Below are 20,491 nucleotides of genomic sequence, written 5' to 3'. Positions count from 1 at the left end.
GTATTTCTGGAAGTTCCACTCTACTTCACTGTCTTGTAAACCGTTTTTGCTTTTTTGGGTTAAAAATTGGTAAAGCGGATGCATATCATTTCCTTTTACAGATATCTTACCCATCATCGGGAAAGACACGCCATAGTTCATTTGGCAAAACTTAGCAATTTCTTGGTTGCTGCCCGGTTCTTGTCCACCGAAATTATTGGCCGGGAAACCAATCACCACAAAGTTCTTGTCTTTGTATTTGCTGTAAATCGACTCTAAATCTTTGTATTGGGGCGTTAATCCGCACTCAGAAGCAGTATTTACAATTAAGATTTTCTTTCCTTTTAAAGAGGCAAAATCAAATTCTTTGCCATATAAATCGGTTACTTTAAATTGATGAACGGATTCACCTTGGATTATTGTTGTCATAGTATTAGAATTGTTTGTATTGACGGCAACAGGTTTGCTTTGTGCATTGTTTTGACAACTCCAAAGCAACATAGCGCCGCAGGCTAAATATAAATAGTTCTTCATATACTTAATTTTTTATAAAATTACTCATTATTCACGAGCCTGATGTTATACAATTCCTAAAGTTTTATTAATTAAAAAAGCCCGACAACATAACATCGTCGGACTTTCAACAAACATAACAGAAAACTATTCTGCTATCAAAACAAAAAACCTAAATCAAATCCCAAATTTGATTTCCCTATTTGCATATACGAAAGAGACTTGGCTCTGGATTTACAGAAATTGGTATTTCTGCACAAATAGTTGGTTAATATGGAAATAGTTTCGTTAAATTTACGATTAAAAAAAATAGGTATGACACAAGAAGAATTGTTGCCCTTGCTTTTGAGGAAGGAAGAAAAGGCTTTTACTGCGCTGTACGATATGTACTCGAGGAGTTTGTTCAGCGTAATCACCAATTTGATTAAAGACCAGGAAGAAGCTGAAGATGTGCTTCAGGAAGTATTTGTCAAAATATGGAAGAACATCGACACTTATAATCAAAGTAAAGGCCGATTGTACACTTGGATGCTCAACATTACCCGAAACACCGCCATCGATAAACTTCGTTCGAAAGGTTTTAACAACAGTCAAAAAAACCTATCAGCAGATAATTTCGTACATCTGTTAGACGACAACAGCAAACTGACCAATAGAATTGATACCATCGGGATTTTAGAGTTTGTGAAAAAGCTCAAACCGAAATGTATTCAAATAATCGACTTACTCTTTTTTAAAGGTTATACACAGCAAGAAGCCTCTGAAGAATTGGAAATCCCTTTGGGTACCGTTAAAACCCAAAACAGAATGTGTATGAACGACCTACGAAATTTTTTAAAAGTATAATGGAAACAAAAGAATATATAGCATCAGGCATCTTAGAACTCTATGTGTACGGTTTGCTGAGCGAAGAAGAGAACGATCAGGTAAGTGCCATGGCCAATAAACACCCGGAAGTCAAGGCCGAAATTGTGTCAATTGAAAAAGCCATCATTAATTTATCGAGTAGTTTTTCTCCATTCATCTCACACAGTCAGTTTGAAAAGATAAAAGCGCAATTGGAATTAAAACACGGTAAAGTAGTCGATTTAAAACCAATAAATAACACCGCAACTTATATTGGTTGGGCAGCAGCTGCTGCCTTGCTAGTTGGTATCGGATTCCAATACAACAAACTCAGCAACACCCAAAACCAAATCCAATCGATTGAAAGTCAAAAATCGAAGTTGGAACAAACGATAGTTGAGCTAGAATCGAAAAACAAAGAAACCACTACAGTTTTAAATGTAGTTCGAGACGCAAAAACCACCATCATACCTTTAGCCGGACAAGCTATTGATCCCAAAGCTTCCGCTAAAGTATATTGGAATAAAGAACAACAAACGGTTTATATAGATGCCTCAGGTTTACCGGAGCCACCGGAAGGCATGGTATACCAAGTTTGGGCTTTAAAACTCAATCCGCTAACGCCAACCAGCATCGGTTTGTTAGAAAATTATACAGCTGACAATTCCTTGTTTAAAGTAGCCAACAATGAAGGCGCCGAAGCTTTCGGTATTACTTTAGAACCGGCCGGCGGAAGTAAATCGCCAACGCTCGAAAAATTATATACTTTAGGAAAAGTATAGTATACTGACTTCGTAAAAAAATAACACCGCAAATTCGCTAATAATCAGCTGAATTTGCGGTGTTTTATTTGAATAGGATTAGCAAATACAATGCAATCTATTTATTTACTTAAATATTTCTTGTGTTTGAAATAAGACAACACTGCTAATAAAGTAATAATGGCTACAGAATAATACACAAAAGAAGGTGTTACTACTTTATCACCGCTGGCATAAGAATGCAATCCCGTAAGGTAGAAATTCACTCCAAAATAGGTCATTAATATCGAATAAAACGCAAAAATAGCCATTACGTTATATACCCATTTGCCACGAAGAGCCGGAACGAATCGGGCGTGAATAACAAAAGCATACACCATAATACTGATCAAGGCCCAAGTTTCTTTCGGATCCCAACCCCAGTAGCGTCCCCAACTCTCATTAGCCCATTGACCACCTAAAAAGTTTCCGATAGTCAACATTACCAATCCGATAGTCAGTGCCATTTCATTGATATAGGTAATTTCTTTGATATTAAGGTCCATTTTAGCTTTGTTTTTATCGTTGGCAAACAACATCAAAATAAGGGAAACTATACCCAAAACCATCGCTAAAGTAAACGGTCCATAACTCGCTACAATCACCGCAACGTGTATCATTAACCAATACGAATTTAAAACCGGTTGTAAATTGGCAATTGCAGGATCCATCCAATTCCAATGCGCAATCATCAAAATCATAGAAGCTACAAAGGTTCCCGAAGCTACTGTTAATTTTGATTTACGGTCGAAAGCCAAAGTAAAGAACATGGTAGCCCAAGACACATAAATCATACTTTCATAAGCATCACTCCAAGGCGCGTGACCAGAAATATACCATCGGGCAATTAATCCTAAAGTGTGAAAACCAAACAACAATCCTATGAAAATGTGGAAAGCGTTAATGGTAAATCGGAGAATCTTTTTTTCAAAGAAAATGTTCACAATAACCAAGGACAACATCAAGCATCCTGCCATCATATACAACCAAAACAAGTTTTTAAATACATCGTATTTGTTGTATAAAATCTCGTAATCAATTTTATCTTCCGCCGGACGAACGGCTTTACCGTATACTTTTTGGTAATCTTCTATCCCAACTAAAAACGTATTGGCGCGGGTGTAATCTTGGGTTTCCGAAGCTTTCATCAAAGCATCCAAGTACACCGGTAATGCCCCTTTTATGGTATCCAATGAGGTTCCGGTGGTATGATTGATTTCTAAAAATGACAACCATTTGTTGTTCGGGTCATTTGGTACCGGGAAGATTCGAAGAATTTTTCCGCTGAGTGCCGAATTCAGTAAATTGACTTTTTTATCGGTTTCTATAAAATCTTTTTCAAACTGATTAGGGGTAGCGGCTTTGTAAGCCTGATCTAAATAAGGTGATAACTTGTAATTTCCTTTATCATCAAAGAAAGAACGGAAAGTGGCGTATTTCGCATCGGGCTCAATTCCGATAATTTTGCGAATACTGTCGTTTCCTTTTTTGATATAAATCAAAGGCGTTTCAAACCAAACCGTCGGGAATTGCGTCATAGACAAAAAGGCTTGGTCGGAATTCATTCCTTTGTAGGTATCGCTTTTGCTGACTTTACGCAACAATTCTGATGAAAATGTGTTGATAGGCTTCATACGACCACCGTCGTCCTGAATTACCAATCGCCCGAATTGCGCTGCATGTTTTTCGGATACCTTATATTTGTTGATGATGGAGTCTATTTGCTTTTGCGTTGGCAACGCTCTTTGATGTGTGGTGTGCTCTTGAGCGAAACCGTTCAATGAAAACAACAATACCAAGACAGCCGTTAATTGATGTTTCTTCTTTTTCACATTTTCCAGCTTTCTTTTCAAATCCGCAAAGCGAGTATTTTTAGTGAATAAAATCGCCATCATGCAGAAATAAAGCAAATAATATCCAATGTAGGTAATATTGGTTCCCCAAAAATCGTGGTTTACAGAAAGTACCGTTCCTTTTTCGTCCGGATCGAATGAAGCCTGGAAGAATCGGAACCCTTTATAATCTAAAATGTGATTCATATAAATATGATGGTCGTTTTTCTCTTTTCCGTCGATGAGTGTAACTTTGCTTTCAAAAGAAGAGAAACTCTTTTCTGTACCCGGATATTTTTTTGCAATAAAATCATTCAATTTTAAACTGAAAGGCAACTCATATACTTTAGAGCCGTAAAAAATCGTAAATTCTAGATTGCCCAATTTGAAGGCTTTAGGTTCGCCTTGCTTTCCTTTAGAACCCAACAAAGTAACCGATTGTTCTTTTCCTTGAGTCTTAACTTTCAAAACCAGAGCATCTTCCCCATTTTTGGCTTTAAAATCACCACTCGGCTGGTAAGATTTGATTCCTTTTTTAGGTAATTCAGGCAATACAAACTGACTGCCGCCAATGTTGTACAACGAACGATACATCAAAGGTTGAGTGGCATCTTTCACTACTTTTCCTTCTAACTTATCAGCCATTCGCATAAACTGTCCGTCGAACGGTGAAGTAATGGTATTGTTTTTAGTGTCAATATTAATAGCGCCGGGTGTTGGTTTATCTAAGGCGAATAAAACATTGTGAATGTTTTGTACTTCACCTGCTTTGAGCATATGTTCGTGTCGCGTTCCGTCGCCCGATTCTACCAACTTTAAATATACATCTCCGTTGGCGTCATCTTTGATGCTTTCTTTAGCATCTAAAATAAAATCTTGGTATTCGATTTCAAAAGGAATATCGGAAAATTTGCTGTTGATATTAAAGTAATTATCGGTTACCGGAGAAAGTAAAAGCGGTTCTTCAAAAATGCGACGCATCATTTTACCTTGGTAATCGCCATCAACAAAAACAGTCAAATAACATTTATCTGAATAAACCTGATTAGAAGTAGCGCCCTCACGAATCGGCATCATACCTTCATAACTGATGTAACGAGTGATAAAAGCACCGGCTATGATAAAAATAAAAGACAAATGAAGTAATAAAGTAGCCCATTTTTCCTTTTTGTACAACTGATAACGTTTGATATTGCCGAGGAAATTAATCATGAAGACCAACATGATAGCTTCAAACCACCAAGCATTGTAAACCATAATTCGGGCAGTATCGGTGTTGTACTTGCTTTCTATAAAAGTTCCTGCAGCCATAGCTACAGCGAAAGCAATAAACAAAAAAGCCATTAAACGCGTGGAGGATAAAAAGGAGTATAATTTTTTTTCCATGAGGTTGGAATAATTTTTTTAAAAAGCGATACAAAAATAGGGGAAATAAATAGATATCTGATTGATAATTTTGGGGTTTTAATACATTTTTAAGAGTTGTACATTTCTTTAATTCAAAATGAAGAATCTAATGGTAATTTTCGATAATTTTGTCGCATGATACAAGTGTCTGTAATTGGTTCAGGGAATGTAGCTTATCATTTACTGAAAGCTTTCGGTAAAAACAAGCAAGTTGAAGTTATTCAGGCGTTTGCCAGAAACAAGAATGCATTACAAGGTCTTTTGCTACCGGAACAAATCATCAGCGATTGGTCGTTGTTGAAAAAAGCGGATATCATCATCATTGCCGTTTCTGACAATGCTATTGCGGAAGTTTCAAGTCAAATTCCGTTCAACAATCAATTGGTTGTGCATACTTCCGGTAGTGTTAACATGACAGCTTTAGACGGTAAAAATCGCCGTGGCGTTTTCTATCCATTGCAAACTTTTTCCAAAGCCAAAGCCATCGAATACCAATCGGTGCCTATTTGTCTGGAAGCCGCACAAACTGAGGATTTTCAAACTTTAGAAGAGTTGGCAAAATCGATTGCAACATATACTTACAAGGTTGATTCTTTACAGCGCCAAGCCTTACATGTAGCTGCTGTTTACGTTTCAAATTTTGTCAATCATTTGTATCAAATCGGTCACGAAATTTGTGAGGAAAACCAATTGCCTTTTGATATTTTGAAGCCTTTAATTCAGGAAACTGCCCAAAAAACACTAACGCTTACTCCGGCTGAAGCGCAAACCGGTCCGGCCAAGCGAAATGATACAGAAACTATCAATAAACACTTATCATTTTTGACTGACGAAAACCAAAAAGAAATCTATAAATTGCTCACCAAATCTATAATCGATCATGGAAAAAAGTTATAAAGAAATCATGAATCATATTACCACCTTCATTTTCGATGTTGATGGTGTTTTAACCGATGGCTCGGTTCATGTAGCGCCTAACGGTGAAATGTTACGAATCATGAATATTCGTGACGGCTTTGCCATGAAAGCTGCCATTGAAAGTGGCTACAATGTTTGTATCATTTCCGGCGGACACAACGAAGGCGTTCGCATCCGATTGAGAAATTTGGGAATTACCGATATCCATTTGGCTACACCGGACAAAGTAGAAACCTTCAAGCAATACAGCGAATTGTACAATATCAAACCGGAAGAAGTGCTTTATATGGGTGATGACATCCCTGATTTTCATGTGATGCAGTTGGTGGGTTTACCAACTTGTCCACAAGATGCAAGTCCGGAAATCAAAGCCATCTCCAAATACATCTCTCACAAAAACGGCGGAAAAGGTGCTGTGCGTGAAGTGATTGAGCAAGTGATGAAAGCCCAAAACAAGTGGCATATGTATTATAATGGAAAACACGATTAAAAGCCTAAAATTGACTGATTTAAACTGAACCAATGAAATTCTTAAAACTTATTCGATACCAAAACTTATTACTCATTGCCTTGATGCAACTCGTTTTAAGATACGGGTTTTTAAAGCAACAAAACGTACCGCTAACCTTATCTGATTGGCAATACGGATTGTTAGTATTAGCCACTCTTTTAATTGCGGCAGCCGGTTATGTGATTAACGACATTATGGATCAGGAAACCGATCAAACCAACAAACCCAATAAAGTTATTGTGGGCAAAACTATTTCGGAAGATTTGGCTTATAATTTGTATTTCGGACTCAATATAGCCGGAATGTTGATTGGTTACTATTTGGCTGATTTTGTTAATAAAACTTCTTTTTTCGGAGTGTTTATCATCAGTTCTGCCCTGCTCTATCTTTATGCTACCAGCTTGAAGCAAATAGCAGTAATTGGCAATGTGATTGTGGCTTTAATTTTAGGATTGTCAGTAATTGTTGTTGGCATGTTTGATGTATTACCAATGATGACTTATGTAGATGTGGAATTATGGGCCAAAATGAAAGTTATTTTATCGATACTGTTAGACTATGCTATTTTTGCTTTTATCATCAATTTAATCCGTGAGATTGTTAAAGATGCTCAAGATTACGAAGGCGATAACTTAGAAGGAATGAGAACATTACCCATAGTTATTGGTATGGCTAAAACATCCAAAGTTATTTTTGTAATTGGACTGGTAGCTACTTTGCTCCTATTTTGGTATATTAATGACAATTTAATGGAAAATAAACTTTATGTGGCAGTGGTTTACAGCTTAGTTGCGGTGGTTGGCCCAATGGTTTTCTTTTTAATTAAAACATGGAGTGCTAAAACCAAACAAGATTTTGCTTTATTGAGTACTATTTTAAAATTCGTCATTTTTTTCGGAATACTGTCTATTTTGGTAATCACCTTTAACATCAAATTCAATGGGTAATCAATTGTGCAGTCATACAATCATCTTGGCTTCAGGTTCCCCCAGAAGACAACAGTTTTTGAGGGAATTAGACCTTGATTTCGAAATCCGACTAAAAGAAGTTGAAGAAATTTATCCTGAAAACCTGCAAGGTGTTGAAATAACCAATTATTTAGCACAGCTCAAAGCGGCCGCTTTTGACGATTTAAAAGATAACGAAGTATTGATTACCAGCGACACCATCGTTTGGTTTGAGAATAGAGCTCTGGGCAAACCCAAGGACTATGAAGACGCTCTGACCATGTTGAAAGCCATGTCGGGAAAAACCCATGAAGTAATTACTTCCGTTTGCTTTAAAACAAAACAAAAAACAGAAACGCTTTTTGAAGTTACTAAAGTAACTTTTAAAAATCTTACCGAGGAAATGATTCGTTATTATTTAGACCATTACCAACCGTTTGACAAAGCCGGTGCTTATGGTATACAAGAATGGATTGGATTAATAGGAATCGCCAAAATTGAAGGTTCATATACCAATGTTGTTGGCATGCCTACCGACAAAGTGTACGAGTATTTGACTAACTTATAATTTCAAGATTATGCATTTTTTTGAATTTTATTCTAAAGAATTGTTCGCTACAGGTTTGTTGTTGATTGTAGTTATACTGCTGCGATTAGTGGTAACCAAAGCGGTTAGAAAATATTCAAAATCCCATACCGGAATTGAAAAAAGATCCAATTTGGTTATCAAATACATTCATTTGCTCATTAATATTTTGGCAGTAATCTCCCTGATTGTAATTTGGGGAGTCCAAAAAAATGACATTATGATTACACTCTCCTCCATTGCTACGGTAGTTGGGGTTGCCATGTTTGCGCAATGGTCAATTTTAAGCAATATTACTTCAGGGGTAATTTTGTTTTTTTCGTTTCCGTTTAAGATTGGAGATGTTATAAAAGTACACGATAAAGACTTCCCTTTTGAAGGTGAAATCATTGATATTAATGCTTTCCATACCGATTTAATTACTAAAGATGGTGAGCGATTGGTTTATCCGAATAATCTTTTACTTCAAAAAGGGATTTCCATAATAAAACCAAGGTATGAGGACCAAGAATTCACCGACTAATACGCACAAAAAAGGATTCCGAAAATGTTAATTTTTTGATAAACCTAAGTTTTCCTATACTGCTTGGCATTGTTTTTACGTTAGTTTTATCACTAATAGTAATTAAATCCTAATAATTATGAAAACAATGAAATTAGTACTGCTAAGCGTTTTTATAACGATAACAGTAAACACTCATGCTCAAGTATCTGTTAATGTAAACGTTGGTGTACCACCGGTTTGGGCACCTAACGCACCTGTAGAAGTACACTATTACTATCTTCCGGATATAGAAGTTTATTACGATGTTCCTGCACGCAGGTATATTTATTTAAGAAACGGCAGATGGTTCCGCTCGGCAGCATTACCGGCACATTACAGAGGTTATGACTTACGCAGAGGTCGAACCGTATATTTAACGGATTATCATGGTCACCGACCGTATACTCATTTCAAAACCCATAAAGTGAAATATAAAGGCAACGGGAATTGGAAAAAAAACGGCAACAACGGACACGGAAAATTTAAAAACCATCCTGGTAAAGGCCACGGACACGGAAAAGGTAGAGACTAATACATAAAGGCGAGAATTATATCTCGCCTTTGTCAATTATTTAGTTTTCAAGCAATTAAAATAAAAAAAATCTTATTTAACAAACTTTTAAGTGCATTTCATCGATAAAATTTTCTGTTAAAAGATATTAATTGTTTACATTTGTTACATTATTAATGTCGATTACTGTTTTTTGTTAACCCCAAATTTACAAAATCATGAAAACGCTTAAATCACTATTGTTGGTGTTGGGTATGCTTTTAGCTGCTCAATCTCAAGCCCAAAATACTCCTAAAAAAGAGAGTTTACCCATAGACAAAAATACCAACTGCTACATTCGTTATTACTATTTTCCTAACCTTCAAGCCTATTTCGATAATTTGAATATGGTTTACTATTTCAAAGATAAAGGAGAATGGATGACAGCTCCTGAGTTACCAACCAATTACGGTGGTTATTCCCTCTACAACAAAGCAAGAGTTGCGATTAACGATTATGATGATGAAAGACCATATGAGTTGTTGCACATTCACAAAAAGAAATTCCCTTACAACTCTAAGGGACGTTTTACAAACAACTCAACGGCTTCCTACGATTAATCGGTACAGCTTATTCATTTGTTAAAAACGAATTAAATAAAACGCTCTATTTTATTTAATGTTTATATTTGGAGCTATTGCTATAATGACAAAAAATGCAAAAGCTTTATACACTATTCTTATCCTCATTTTTATTAGTTTTCCAATTTTCTTGGGCTCAGCAACCAACCAAACCCAATTCGGTTGAAATTTACCATCAAATTCAAAAACTTAATTTCCTCGGTTCCGTACTGTACATAGCAGCACATCCCGACGATGAAAACACGCGTTTGATTTCTTATTTGGCCAATGATAAAAAAGCCAGAACAGCATATCTCTCGCTAACTCGCGGTGATGGCGGTCAAAATCTAATCGGACCGGAACTAAGAGAATTATTAGGCGTAATCAGAACCCAAGAACTTATCGAAGCCCGAAAAATTGATGGCGGTGAACAGTTTTTTTCTCGTGCTAATGACTTTGGCTTTTCGAAAAACCCAACGGAAACACTACAAATATGGGATAAAAATCAAGTGTTAAGCGACGTCGTTTGGGCGATTCGAAAATTTCAACCTGACATCATTATCAATCGTTTTGACCATCGCTCTCCCGGAACTACTCACGGGCATCATACAGCTTCTGCTATGTTGAGTATGGAAGCTTTCGATTTGGCTAACAATCCGGAACAAAATCCGGAGCAACTTCAATTTGTATCCACTTGGCAACCTAAACGTGTTTTTTTTAATACTTCATGGTGGTTTTACGGTAGTCAAGAGAAGTTTAAAGCCGCCGATAAAACCAATTTAATCAATCTAAAAATCGGTACTTATTATGCTGCTTTAGGCAAATCCAACCAAGAAATTGCTGCCTTGAGCAGAAGCCGTCACCAATCGCAAGGCTTTGGAGCTACCGGTACTCGCGGTGAAGAAGATGAATACATAGAATTTCTAAAAGGCGATACGCCCAAAGACAAAACCAACTTATTTGAAGGCATCGATACGACTTGGAATCGCATCAAAGGCGGAAAAGCCATTGGAGATATTTTGTATGCGGTGGAAAAAAACTTCGATTTCAAAAATCCTGCAGCCAGTGTGCCCGAATTGGTTAAAGCTTACAGTTTGATTGAAGAATTAGATGACAAGCATTGGAAGTTTGTCAAATCAGAAGAAATAAAAAAAATAATTGCTGCTTGTACCGGTTTGTATTTAGAGGCTATTGCTGATGTACAAGAAATCACTCCCGGCAGTACTTTAAAAGTAAAATGGGAAGCCATCAACCGCAGTTCTGTCGATATGATTTTGAATAGTATTCAATCCTATCCAAGTACAATGACGACCCAAGAAATCAATGTTTTGCCAAGAAATAAAGTGATTTCAAAAACATGGGAAGTTGAACTACCGGCAGACCTTAATTACAGTAATCCTTATTGGTTAAACCAATCCGGTTCTGATGGCATGTATCAGGTTGATGACCAAAAGAACATAGGAATTCCGGATGTATTGCGACAAGTAAAACTGACTTTCAATATTGGAATCAATAATGTAACCATACCTTACGAGCGCTATGTGGTTTACAAATACAACGACGATGTTAAAGGCGAAGTATATCAGCCTTTGGATATCATCCCCATTGTCACTTCTTCTATAGCCGAAAAAGTATATATCTTTAATACTGATCGAAGTAAAACGGTTTCGGTTAAAATTATAGCCGGAAAAGACAATGTTGAAGGCAGTGCCAAATTAGAATTACCGCAAGATTGGAAAGCATCACCGACAGAAATTCCGTTTACTATCGATAAAAAAGGACAAGACATTGTAGCTGTTTTTACCGTTACTCCGTCATCCGAAGCTTCTGAAATCAGTATCAAAAGCCTAATTACTGTAGGTGACCAAGAATTCGATAAAGAAAAAATCGACATCAATTACCCGCATATCTACAAACAAATGGTTTTAAAAACGGCCGAATCCAAAGCCATCCGTGTAAAAATCAAAACCAGAAATGAAAAAATTGCCTATATCATGGGAGCCGGCGACGAAGTACCAAAAAGCTTAACACAAATGGGCTACAAAGTTGCAATTCTGAAACCGGAAGAGATTACTACAGAAAAACTACAAAATTTTGATGTATTGATGACCGGAATCCGAGCCTACAACGTAGTAAATGCTTTGGCGTACAAACAAAAAATATTGTTGGATTTTGTACAAAACGGTAAAACTATGATTGTGCAGTACAATACTTTAGACGATTTGGTTACCAAAGATATGTCGCCTTTCCCGCTTAAAATTTCTCGTGATCGAGTAACCGAAGAAAATGCAGAAGTCCGATTCCTAGCGCCTAATCATCCTGTATTAAATTATCCGAATAAAATAACCGCAGCTGATTTTAAAGGCTGGAAACAAGAACAAGGATTGTACTATCCTAACGAATGGGACGCCAACTTTACGCCTATCTTATCCGCCAACGACCAAGGTGAAAAACCTAAAAACGGCGCTTTGTTAGTGGCGAAATACGGCAAAGGAAATTATGTTTACACCGGATTGAGTTTCTTTAGAGAATTGCCTGAAGGTGTTTCCGGAGCTTTTCGTTTGTTAGCCAATATCATAGCCCTTGGAAAATAATATGGAAACAGAAAAAAAATACCGTTGGAAAAACAGTTACACTTGGGTTTTACTTGCTAACGCCATTTACATTTTAATCTTCTTTTTACTAATGCAATTATTTTATTAAAATGCAAAAACTCGACTGGATTGTTTTATCGGTAACCTTGCTTTTTATTGTAATTTATGGTGTTTACAAAACCAAAGGCAGTAAAAATGTAGAAGATTATATTTTAGGTAACAAACAAACGCCTTGGTGGACAGTAGGCTTATCAGTTATGGCTACCCAAGCCAGTGCGATCACTTTCCTGTCAACTCCGGGTCAAGCCTATCACGACGGAATGGGTTTTGTGCAGTTTTATTTCGGATTACCAATTGCCATGGTTGTGATTTCCATGACGTTTATTCCGATTTATCACCGACTCAAAGTCTTTACAGCCTATGAATATCTGGAACAACGCTTCGATCTTAAAACACGCTCCTTTACTTCTGTCTTATTTTTAATCCAAAGAGGTTTAGGAACCGGATTGACTATTTATGCGCCTTCCATCATTTTATCGTCTATTTTAGGATGGAATCTGACCTTACTAAACATTATCATAGGGATTTTAGTTATCATTTACACTTTTGCCGGAGGAACCAAAGCGGTTAACGTCACTCAAAAGCAACAGATGTTCATCATCATGAGCGGAATGTTTATTACCTTCTTTTTGATTCTGCATTTGTTGCCAAACGACATGACTTTTTCAAATGCCATGCACATAGCCGGTGCCAATGATAAAATGAACATACTTGACTTTTCATTTGATCCGGAAAATCGTTATACTTTTTGGAGTGGCATTACGGGAGGTTTCTTTCTGATGCTGTCTTACTTCGGAACTGACCAATCACAGGTGGGACGTTATCTATCGGGTAAATCAGATCGCGAAAGCCAAATGGGATTAATTATGAACGGTTTTTTGAAAGTTCCGATGCAATTTTTTATTCTTTTAACCGGTGTAATGGTTTTTGTATTTTTCCAATTCAATCCGGTGCCGTTGCATTTTAATCCGATTAACACAACTGCGGTAGAAAAATCCGTTTATGCCGAAGAATATAATAAGTTGGAAAAGCAATTAACCCAATTATCGGAGGAAAAAAAAGAATTCAACTTATTGTATATCGATCACTTAAATCAAAATTATGACAACCCGATATTGCGCAATAAGCTGATTTCGCTTTCTGCCAAAGAAAAAGATTTACACGACCAAGCCAAAGAAATAATCGCTAAAGTTGACAGCAAAGCGGAAACCAATGATAAAGATTATGTATTCATCTATTTTATCTTAAACTATTTGCCCTCCGGTTTAATTGGTTTGTTGTTGGCGGTAATTTTATCAGCAGCCATGTCTTCTTCAGCCTCCGGATTAACCGCCTTAGCATCAACTACCGCCATCGATATTTACAAACGAAATGTCAAAGGTGAGAAATCTGAAAAACACTATGTGAATGCTACCAAATACTTCACTTTACTTTGGGGTGTTATTGCCATTTTGTTTGCCTGCGTCGGAACTTTGTTTGAAAACTTAATCCAATTGGTTAATATTGTAGGCTCTATATTTTACGGTACTGTTTTAGGAGTATTTCTGGTTGGATTCTACATAAAATATGTCAAAGCTAACGCTATATTTTACGGAGCTGTAATCAGTCAAACCACTATCTTTTTTATCTACTATTATGCTATTCATATTCACCCTAACGGACAGGAGAAATTGGGTTATTTGTGGTTAAACTTTATTGGTGCTTCATTGACTATAGTGATTTCTATATTCCTGCAAACTATCGCCAAAGGAAAACAAAAAATGATGGCATAAAAAAACCACGAAATAATATTCGTGGTTTATATTTTGAGTTGAAATAAAATTATTTTTTACTCCATTCTTTAATGCTGTCGTTGTTCATTTTTACGTAATCAGCGTTATTGGCTTTCTCTGCTGCAGCTAATGATAATTTAGCAGTTTCAATAGCGCCTGATTTGTTACCCATTTTTGCTTGGATTAAGGATTTCAATCTCAAGTGCCAAAACGGAACTTCACTAGGTGACTTAACCATAGAAACAGCTTTGTTTATGTACTCTAAAGCTTTGTTTAAATCACCCTCCGATTGGAATAAATACTGGGCTGATGAATAGTAGTCTCCAGCTGTTGGACCAGCCAAAACTTTATTGATACTGGCCATAGCCGCTTTTTGTGTAGGAACTTCAAATTTCACAGATATCATCGTTTTCTCCCAAGAGATATCTAAAGTAGCACTGTCGTTAGTCAAATTATTAATGGCAATGGTAAACGTTTCCACGTGGTTACCTAAAGCAATTGGATCAACATTAGTTTTATAAGCTACTTTATTTTCATCCCAATTTTCAGGAATACCCCAATTTTCAGTATCTGTGTAAAAAATCACTTCCCACATATCCGCTTTAGGAGTTGTAAAAATAGCATATTTCCCTTTCTTCAAGGTAGCGCCTTTAATAACTACATCCTCGCTGAAAGTAACCATAGAATTTTGATTAGCTCCGGTTCTCCAAAGACGGCCAAACGGCACTAAATCGCCAAAAACAGGTCTGCCTTTGGCACTTGGTCTGGAATATTCAACAGTAACATCTGTTAAACCAACTACTTGATTTAAAGTTGATTTCGGACTGGGTTGTGGGGTTTTTACCTGGGCTTCAATGGTAAAGTTGGCAATTAATACCGCCAATGCTAAAATAATTTTTCTCATGATGTTATATTTAGTTTGTCCAAAATTACAAATTGTAGTGTTTTCAAATGTTAATTAAAACATAAATGAAATCATTTTTGTTTAATGTTTTGAATTTATAATTAAACAATTTGTACTTTTACAAAAAGTTTAATCATGAAGATTTACAGATTACATACCAAACAAAATTTGCCAATTACATTAGAAGAAGCTTGGGCATTTTTGTCTGATCCGAAAAACCTCAAAACCATCACTCCGGATTATATGGGTTTCAAAACGCTATCCGGAGATGATCGTCCTATGTTTCCGGGACAGATTATACAATATATAGTCACTCCGGTATTGGGTATCCCGATGAAATGGGTTACTGAAATCACTCATGTGGTTGACAAACAATATTTTGTTGATGAGCAACGCTTCGGTCCATATTCTTTATGGCATCACAAGCACTTTCTGAAAGAAATTCCGGGTGGCGTAGAAATGGAAGATATTGTAGATTATAAAGTACCGATGGGCTTTATCGGACAACTGGTACATCCGTTTTTGGTAAAGCCTAAATTGAAGGAGATTTTCGATTACCGTCACAAAAAATTAACTGAATTATTTGGAGAATACAAAACACAATAAGATGAAAAACATTTTACTCATAGGTGGTTCTTACGGAATTGGTTTAGCCATTGCTAAAGAATTACAATACGAAAATAAAGTATATATCGCCTCCAGAACCAACGAAGCGATTAATGACATGAATGTAACCCATATTCCGTTTGATGCAGCTACCGATACTCTTGACACTTCTCTTTTACCTGAGGTTATCGACGGATTTATATATTGTCCGGGCAGTATTAATTTACGCCCGTTTCGCGGTTTAAAACCGGAAGCGTTTGAAAGCGATTTGCAAATCAACTTTATCAGTATGATTAAAGCTTTGCAAACAGTTCTTCCCAATTTATTAGTAGCCAACCAATCGAGTGTAGTCTTATTCAGCTCTGTAGCCGCCGGCATGGGAATGCCTTTTCATACCAGTGTGGCTGCTGCCAAAGGCGCTATTGAAGGTTTTGCCAAAGCGTTAGCCGCCGAGTATGCTCCGAAAATAAGAGTAAATGTCATAGCACCTTCTTTGACCGATACGCCATTAGCAGAAAAATTCTTGAGCAACGAGGAGAAAAAAGAAAAATCGGCACAACGCCATCCGCTCAAAAGAGTCGGTACTCCTGAAGACATGGCTAAAACTGCAAGATTTTTGCTCAGTGAAGACAGCTCATGGATATCCGGTCAGATTTTCCATGTAGATGGCGGTATGTCGACTTTACTGGTGAATCAATAATTAAAAAAGCAACATCAGCAATCACAATACAATAAATATTGACATTGTTATTGCCTTTGACATTGAGTATCAAGAACATGAATATATTCTGGTTTAGACGCGATTTGCGATTAGAGGACAATGCAGGACTTTATCATGCTTTACAAAGCGATGAGGAAGTATTGCCTATTTTTATTTTCGATCAAAACATCCTTTCGCAATTGCCGAAAAACGATGCGCGTGTGACATTCATACACGACCAACTGTGTAAAATACAAAGTCAGCTACAAAAAATCGGCAAATCATTGGCTGTTTTTTACGGTGACCCATTCGAAGTTTACAACAAGATATTATCAGAAAACAAGATAAAAACGGTTTATACCAACCACGATTATGAACCTTACGCCAGAAAACGGGATTTAGAATTGTTTCACCTTTTCAAAGAGTTTGGCGTGGAATTCAAAACCAGTAAAGATCAGGTTATTTTTGAGAAAAGCGAAGTCGTAAAAGATGATGGTACGCCTTATGTTGTTTATACACCATACTCTAATAAATGGAGAGAAAACTTTAGAAAAACAAGCTTAACCCATTACAATTCTGAAGCTTATTTACAAAAAACAGCCCTTCACTCCTATCCTTTTTTGAGTTTGAATGACATAGGTTTTGAGCGATCCAATATTGCAGTCACTCCTTTTGATGTTTCCGAATCACTTATTGATAATTACGAAGCTACGCGCAACTATCCTGCGATGAACAAAACATCTTACCTAGGAGTTTATTTGCGTTTCGGCGCTGTTTCGGTTCGTCAAATGGTTGCTAAAGCATTGCAAAGTAAAAATGATACGTTCTTGAAAGAATTGATTTGGCGTGAATTTTTCATGCAAATTCTATGGCATTTTCCACATACGGTCAACAAAAGTTTCAAACCAAAATACGATGAAATTCAGTGGGAAAATAACCAAACCCTATTCCAACAATGGTGTGAAGGTAAAACAGGTTATCCGTTTGTCGATGCCGGCATGCGCGAACTCAATGCTACCGGTCATATGCACAACAGGGTTCGAATGATTACTGCCAGTTTTTTATGCAAACATTTATTAATTGATTGGCGTTGGGGAGAAGCCTATTTTGCACAAAAACTATTGGATTACGAACAAGCCAGCAACGTAGGTAATTGGCAATGGGCAGCGGGAAGTGGCGTTGATGCTGCACCGTACTTTCGAATTTTCAATCCTACCGAACAAATAAAGAAGTTTGACAAAGACTTAGTCTACATTAAAAAATGGATACCTGAATGGAATAGTATTTCTTATCCGCAACCTATAGTAGAGCACAAAACTGCTCGAGAAAAATGTTTAACTGTCTATAAAGCAGCTGTCGGCTAATGAATATTGTTTGGTTCAAAAGAGATTTACGCTTGCACGACAACGAAGCACTTCACCGTGCTCTGGAAGCGCCGGGTAAAGTGTTATTGCTGTACATCTTAGAGCCGTCATTACAAAAAGATCCACATTACAGCCAGCGACATTTTGATTTTATCAAACAATCGTTAGCAGAGTTACAAGCCGAATTGCTTCCTTATCATACACAAATCCTTATTGTAGAGGAAGAAGCGGTAACCGTGTTCAAGAAATTAATCGAAACACTCTCCATTCGCGGCATTTATTCGCATCAGGAAACCGGTCTAAAAGTTACTTATGATCGCGATTTAGCGGTTGCCGAGATATTGAAAGAACACGGAATTCCTTGGCATGAATATATCACTAACGGTGTAATTCGCGGATTGCAGAATCGCAAACACTGGAAAGAAGATTGGTTCGATTTTATGGAGAAACCTTGTTTTCCGTTCAAAGCCGATAGCCGAAGTTTTATCAAATACCGCGAATTAGAAGAAATAGAAAATTACTTTTCGATTCCTAGTTTAAAAACCGAAAAAAATACCCCTTTTCAAAAAGGCGGCAGTAAAACCGGTTGGCGCTACCTGCAATCCTTCTTAGAAGAACGCGTTGAAAATTACAGTCGCCACATCTCCAAACCCGAAGCCGCACGAAAAGGATGCAGTAGGCTTTCACCTTACATAGCTTGGGGAAATTTATCGATTCGGCAAGTTTACCAAGCTGCCGGTTTAAAAGCCAAAAGTGGTAAAAACAAACGCCAAATAGCGAATTTCGCTTCTCGTTTACGTTGGCAAGCCCATTTTATCCAGAAGTTCGAAATGGAATGCGAAATGGAGTTTGTAGCCGTGAACAAAGGTTACCACAACTTGAAGCAAACCGTTCGAGAGGATTGGCATGTGGCTTGGGCTATGGGTAAAACCGGAGTTCCTATTGTTGATGCTTGTATGAGATGCTTAAACACTACAGGCTATTTGAACTTTCGCATGCGGGCTTTGATGGTTTCGTTTTACACGCATCATTTGTTTCAGCCTTGGCAAAACTGCAGTCCGCACTTGGCGCAACAATTTCTCGATTTTGAGCCAGGCATTCATTATCCGCAAATTCAAATGCAGGCCGGCGTGACCGGAATCAATACATTACGCGTTTACAATCCGGTCAAAAATGCTGTAGAACACGACCCGGATGGTGAATTCATTAAAAAATGGGTACCCGAATTGGCTTCTTTACCAACACCATTTGTACATGAACCTTGGAAACTTACCGCAATTGAACAAGTGTTTCACGAATTCATTCCGGGAAAAAACTATCCGTTACCCATAGTTAACTTGGAAGAAGCAAGGAAAAAATCATCCGCCTTTTTTTGGGGTATGCGAAAAGAAGCTGCAGTCAAAACCGATGGCAAAAGGGTTTTAGCCAAACATACTTTACCGGATAGAGAATAGTTTACTTAAGTTGTTGTAATCGATTTGATGCTTTCGTAACTCAGCTCGTTAAAGTGTTTAATTACTTTATCAGCTTTAGAATAATCTTGCATTTTGGAATGAAAACTGTCGTAACCGACACAATAAATTCCAGCCGCTTTGGCCGCTAATATTCCGTTAGTACTGTCTTCAATCACTATACAGTTTTCTATAGGAGTTTGCGCCAAGAAAGCCGCGTGTTGGAATATGGCCGGATGGGGTTTCGACTTGGGAAAATCTTCACCTGATACGATGTGGGAAAAATATTGATGCAATCCGAATCGATTGAAAATCCTGTTGATGGTTACTGTAGCCGATGAGGAAGCTAAAACCAGCTGCATTCCATTGGTATATAATTCTTTTATTAAATCCTCCACACCTTCCAACAAGTACAAATCTTCCTTTTGATCGAATGCTTCGTTAAACAGTTCACGTTTGGTTTCAACTAAAGTAGTTACATCTTCTTCCAAATTGAATGCTACTTTCAAACGCTCAAAAATATTTTTAGTCGAATTCCCTGTAAAAGAAGCATACATTTCGGGACTTACCTCAATATTGAGTTTTTTAAAATGCTGGTGGTAAGCATAATGATGTACCGGTTCGGTATCTACAATTACGCCATCCATATCGAATATTACGGTTTGTATCATAATGAGGTGCTGAGGAACTGAGATAATCGGGTTAAGAGTTTTTAGACAATTGGATTAAAAAATAAAATAGCGGACCGAAAATCATTGCAAACAGTAAGAGCAAAAACCATCTTCCCAACACATCCGGCCAGGCTAAAGCTATTTGCACAGTTTTGTAATCCAATGTAAAAAAGACAAGTAAGACAAATACTTTTAATACCCTAATCATTCTGGTCATGATTCGGTATTGTACTTCGGCATTAGCTTCGGTAATGGTTACCGTATAATTCATTTTGTGCGGAAACCGACTAAAAACAGTCAACATCACATATAAAACTGTTGACACTATCGGCAATCCTAAAATAGTTTCTTTGGAACCAAAGCCATCGGGTTTACC

Annotated in this window: 20 protein-coding genes; 15 read left to right on the top strand and 5 right to left on the bottom strand. The window is 37.2% G+C overall.

What is annotated here, in order from left to right; genetic code table 11:
• Positions 1 to 513, bottom strand: a 513-nt coding sequence (locus Q0M21_RS10775; protein ID WP_295338019.1) for a glutathione peroxidase, incomplete at its 3' end; no start/stop codon positions are given.
• Between the two features lie 294 nt (positions 514 to 807).
• Between Q0M21_RS10775 and Q0M21_RS10770 the strand changes: the two genes are divergently transcribed.
• Both Q0M21_RS10770 and Q0M21_RS10765 read left to right on the top strand, forming a co-directional pair.
• Entirely contained in the window at positions 808 to 1,338 is a 531-nt protein-coding gene (locus tag Q0M21_RS10770; protein WP_295338017.1) for a sigma-70 family RNA polymerase sigma factor, read from the top strand.
• Positions 1,338 to 2,120 (top strand): anti-sigma factor, encoded by a 783-nt coding sequence (locus Q0M21_RS10765; protein ID WP_295338015.1) that lies wholly within the window; start codon positions 1,338 to 1,340, stop codon positions 2,118 to 2,120. The genes Q0M21_RS10770 and Q0M21_RS10765 overlap by 1 nt, the downstream gene beginning before the upstream one ends.
• Positions 2,121 to 2,221: 101 nt before the next feature.
• Here Q0M21_RS10765 and ccsA read toward each other — a convergent pair whose 3' ends face one another.
• Positions 2,222 to 5,356, bottom strand: a complete 3,135-nt coding sequence (ccsA, locus tag Q0M21_RS10760) for a cytochrome c biogenesis protein CcsA (protein ID WP_295338013.1) — start codon at positions 5,354 to 5,356, stop codon at positions 2,222 to 2,224.
• Positions 5,357 to 5,512: 156 nt separating this feature from the next.
• Between ccsA and Q0M21_RS10755 the strand changes: the two genes are divergently transcribed.
• The 9 genes from Q0M21_RS10755 (at position 5,513) to Q0M21_RS10715 (ending at position 14,419) form a co-directional block, all read left to right on the top strand.
• Complete coding sequence (locus tag Q0M21_RS10755; RefSeq protein ID WP_295338011.1) at positions 5,513 to 6,274, top strand: DUF2520 domain-containing protein; 762 nt, start codon at positions 5,513 to 5,515, stop codon at positions 6,272 to 6,274.
• Positions 6,258 to 6,785 (top strand): HAD family hydrolase, encoded by a 528-nt coding sequence (locus Q0M21_RS10750; protein WP_295338009.1) that lies wholly within the window; start codon positions 6,258 to 6,260, stop codon positions 6,783 to 6,785. Before Q0M21_RS10755 ends, Q0M21_RS10750 begins: the two co-directional genes overlap by 17 nt.
• 32 nt (positions 6,786 to 6,817) lie before the next feature.
• The gene (locus tag Q0M21_RS10745; RefSeq protein ID WP_295338007.1) at positions 6,818 to 7,753 is read left to right on the top strand and encodes a geranylgeranylglycerol-phosphate geranylgeranyltransferase; all 936 of its coding nucleotides are present in this window, start codon (positions 6,818 to 6,820) and stop codon (positions 7,751 to 7,753) included.
• A complete protein-coding gene (locus Q0M21_RS10740; RefSeq protein ID WP_295338004.1) occupies positions 7,746 to 8,321 on the top strand; it encodes a Maf-like protein in 576 nt (191 codons plus the stop codon). The genes Q0M21_RS10745 and Q0M21_RS10740 overlap by 8 nt, the downstream gene beginning before the upstream one ends.
• 10 nt (positions 8,322 to 8,331) lie before the next feature.
• Positions 8,332 to 8,862, top strand: coding sequence for a mechanosensitive ion channel domain-containing protein (locus Q0M21_RS10735; RefSeq protein ID WP_295338002.1), 531 nt, complete (start codon positions 8,332 to 8,334; stop codon positions 8,860 to 8,862).
• A gap of 118 nt (positions 8,863 to 8,980) precedes the next feature.
• Entirely contained in the window at positions 8,981 to 9,415 is a 435-nt protein-coding gene (locus Q0M21_RS10730; RefSeq protein ID WP_295338000.1) for a hypothetical protein, read from the top strand.
• Positions 9,416 to 9,612: 197 nt separating this feature from the next.
• Positions 9,613 to 9,993 carry a hypothetical protein gene (locus tag Q0M21_RS10725; RefSeq protein ID WP_295337998.1) on the top strand — a complete coding sequence of 127 codons (381 nt, stop codon included), beginning with the start codon at positions 9,613 to 9,615 and terminating at the stop codon, positions 9,991 to 9,993.
• Between the two features lie 95 nt (positions 9,994 to 10,088).
• Positions 10,089 to 12,587, top strand: a complete 2,499-nt coding sequence (locus Q0M21_RS10720) for a PIG-L family deacetylase (protein ID WP_295337996.1) — start codon at positions 10,089 to 10,091, stop codon at positions 12,585 to 12,587.
• A gap of 110 nt (positions 12,588 to 12,697) precedes the next feature.
• Entirely contained in the window at positions 12,698 to 14,419 is a 1,722-nt protein-coding gene (locus Q0M21_RS10715) for a sodium:solute symporter (RefSeq protein WP_295337994.1), read from the top strand.
• Positions 14,420 to 14,468: 49 nt separating this feature from the next.
• On the opposite strand, the gene Q0M21_RS10710 is transcribed toward Q0M21_RS10715, so the two are convergent.
• Entirely contained in the window at positions 14,469 to 15,323 is an 855-nt protein-coding gene (locus Q0M21_RS10710; protein WP_295337992.1) for a DUF2911 domain-containing protein, read from the bottom strand.
• Positions 15,324 to 15,458: 135 nt separating this feature from the next.
• On the opposite strand from Q0M21_RS10710, the gene Q0M21_RS10705 reads away from it, so the two are divergent.
• From Q0M21_RS10705 to Q0M21_RS10690, 4 genes are all read left to right on the top strand, one after another.
• Positions 15,459 to 15,929: an SRPBCC family protein gene (locus Q0M21_RS10705; protein ID WP_295337990.1), complete on the top strand. Its 471-nt coding sequence runs from the start codon at positions 15,459 to 15,461 to the stop codon at positions 15,927 to 15,929.
• Between the two features lies 1 nt (position 15,930).
• Positions 15,931 to 16,629, top strand: coding sequence for an SDR family NAD(P)-dependent oxidoreductase (locus tag Q0M21_RS10700; RefSeq protein ID WP_295337988.1), 699 nt, complete (start codon positions 15,931 to 15,933; stop codon positions 16,627 to 16,629).
• A 77-nt stretch (positions 16,630 to 16,706) separates the two neighbouring features.
• Entirely contained in the window at positions 16,707 to 17,993 is a 1,287-nt protein-coding gene (locus Q0M21_RS10695; RefSeq protein ID WP_295337986.1) for a deoxyribodipyrimidine photo-lyase, read from the top strand.
• The gene (locus Q0M21_RS10690) at positions 17,993 to 19,447 is read left to right on the top strand and encodes a deoxyribodipyrimidine photo-lyase (protein WP_295337983.1); all 1,455 of its coding nucleotides are present in this window, start codon (positions 17,993 to 17,995) and stop codon (positions 19,445 to 19,447) included. Before Q0M21_RS10695 ends, Q0M21_RS10690 begins: the two co-directional genes overlap by 1 nt.
• Before the next feature lie 5 nt (positions 19,448 to 19,452).
• On the opposite strand, the gene Q0M21_RS10685 is transcribed toward Q0M21_RS10690, so the two are convergent.
• Entirely contained in the window at positions 19,453 to 20,115 is a 663-nt protein-coding gene (locus Q0M21_RS10685; RefSeq protein WP_295337981.1) for an HAD family phosphatase, read from the bottom strand.
• A gap of 31 nt (positions 20,116 to 20,146) precedes the next feature.
• Positions 20,147 to 20,491 (bottom strand): hypothetical protein (locus Q0M21_RS10680; RefSeq protein WP_295337979.1); only part of this gene is annotated, 345 nt, incomplete at its 5' end.

The sequence above is a fragment of the Flavobacterium sp. genome, from assembly GCF_024710485.1.
Classification (GTDB): domain Bacteria; phylum Bacteroidota; class Bacteroidia; order Flavobacteriales; family Flavobacteriaceae; genus Flavobacterium.
This window is presented reverse-complemented; position numbering and strand designations above follow the sequence as displayed.

Coding starts and splice junctions, on each gene's coding strand:
- Q0M21_RS10690 (WP_295337983.1), top strand. CDS start 17,993: ATGAATATTGTTTGGTTCAAAAGAGATTTACGCTTGCACGACAACGAA.
- Q0M21_RS10765 (WP_295338015.1), top strand. CDS start 1,338: ATGGAAACAAAAGAATATATAGCATCAGGCATCTTAGAACTCTATGTG.
- Q0M21_RS10730 (WP_295338000.1), top strand. CDS start 8,981: ATGAAAACAATGAAATTAGTACTGCTAAGCGTTTTTATAACGATAACA.
- Q0M21_RS10715 (WP_295337994.1), top strand. CDS start 12,698: ATGCAAAAACTCGACTGGATTGTTTTATCGGTAACCTTGCTTTTTATT.
- Q0M21_RS10710 (WP_295337992.1), bottom strand. CDS start 15,323: ATGAGAAAAATTATTTTAGCATTGGCGGTATTAATTGCCAACTTTACC.
- Q0M21_RS10700 (WP_295337988.1), top strand. CDS start 15,931: ATGAAAAACATTTTACTCATAGGTGGTTCTTACGGAATTGGTTTAGCC.
- Q0M21_RS10750 (WP_295338009.1), top strand. CDS start 6,258: ATGGAAAAAAGTTATAAAGAAATCATGAATCATATTACCACCTTCATT.
- Q0M21_RS10740 (WP_295338004.1), top strand. CDS start 7,746: ATGGGTAATCAATTGTGCAGTCATACAATCATCTTGGCTTCAGGTTCC.
- Q0M21_RS10725 (WP_295337998.1), top strand. CDS start 9,613: ATGAAAACGCTTAAATCACTATTGTTGGTGTTGGGTATGCTTTTAGCT.
- Q0M21_RS10695 (WP_295337986.1), top strand. CDS start 16,707: ATGAATATATTCTGGTTTAGACGCGATTTGCGATTAGAGGACAATGCA.
- Q0M21_RS10705 (WP_295337990.1), top strand. CDS start 15,459: ATGAAGATTTACAGATTACATACCAAACAAAATTTGCCAATTACATTA.
- Q0M21_RS10735 (WP_295338002.1), top strand. CDS start 8,332: ATGCATTTTTTTGAATTTTATTCTAAAGAATTGTTCGCTACAGGTTTG.
- Q0M21_RS10720 (WP_295337996.1), top strand. CDS start 10,089: ATGCAAAAGCTTTATACACTATTCTTATCCTCATTTTTATTAGTTTTC.
- Q0M21_RS10745 (WP_295338007.1), top strand. CDS start 6,818: ATGAAATTCTTAAAACTTATTCGATACCAAAACTTATTACTCATTGCC.
- Q0M21_RS10755 (WP_295338011.1), top strand. CDS start 5,513: ATGATACAAGTGTCTGTAATTGGTTCAGGGAATGTAGCTTATCATTTA.
- Q0M21_RS10770 (WP_295338017.1), top strand. CDS start 808: ATGACACAAGAAGAATTGTTGCCCTTGCTTTTGAGGAAGGAAGAAAAG.
- ccsA (WP_295338013.1), bottom strand. CDS start 5,356: ATGGAAAAAAAATTATACTCCTTTTTATCCTCCACGCGTTTAATGGCT.
- Q0M21_RS10685 (WP_295337981.1), bottom strand. CDS start 20,115: ATGATACAAACCGTAATATTCGATATGGATGGCGTAATTGTAGATACC.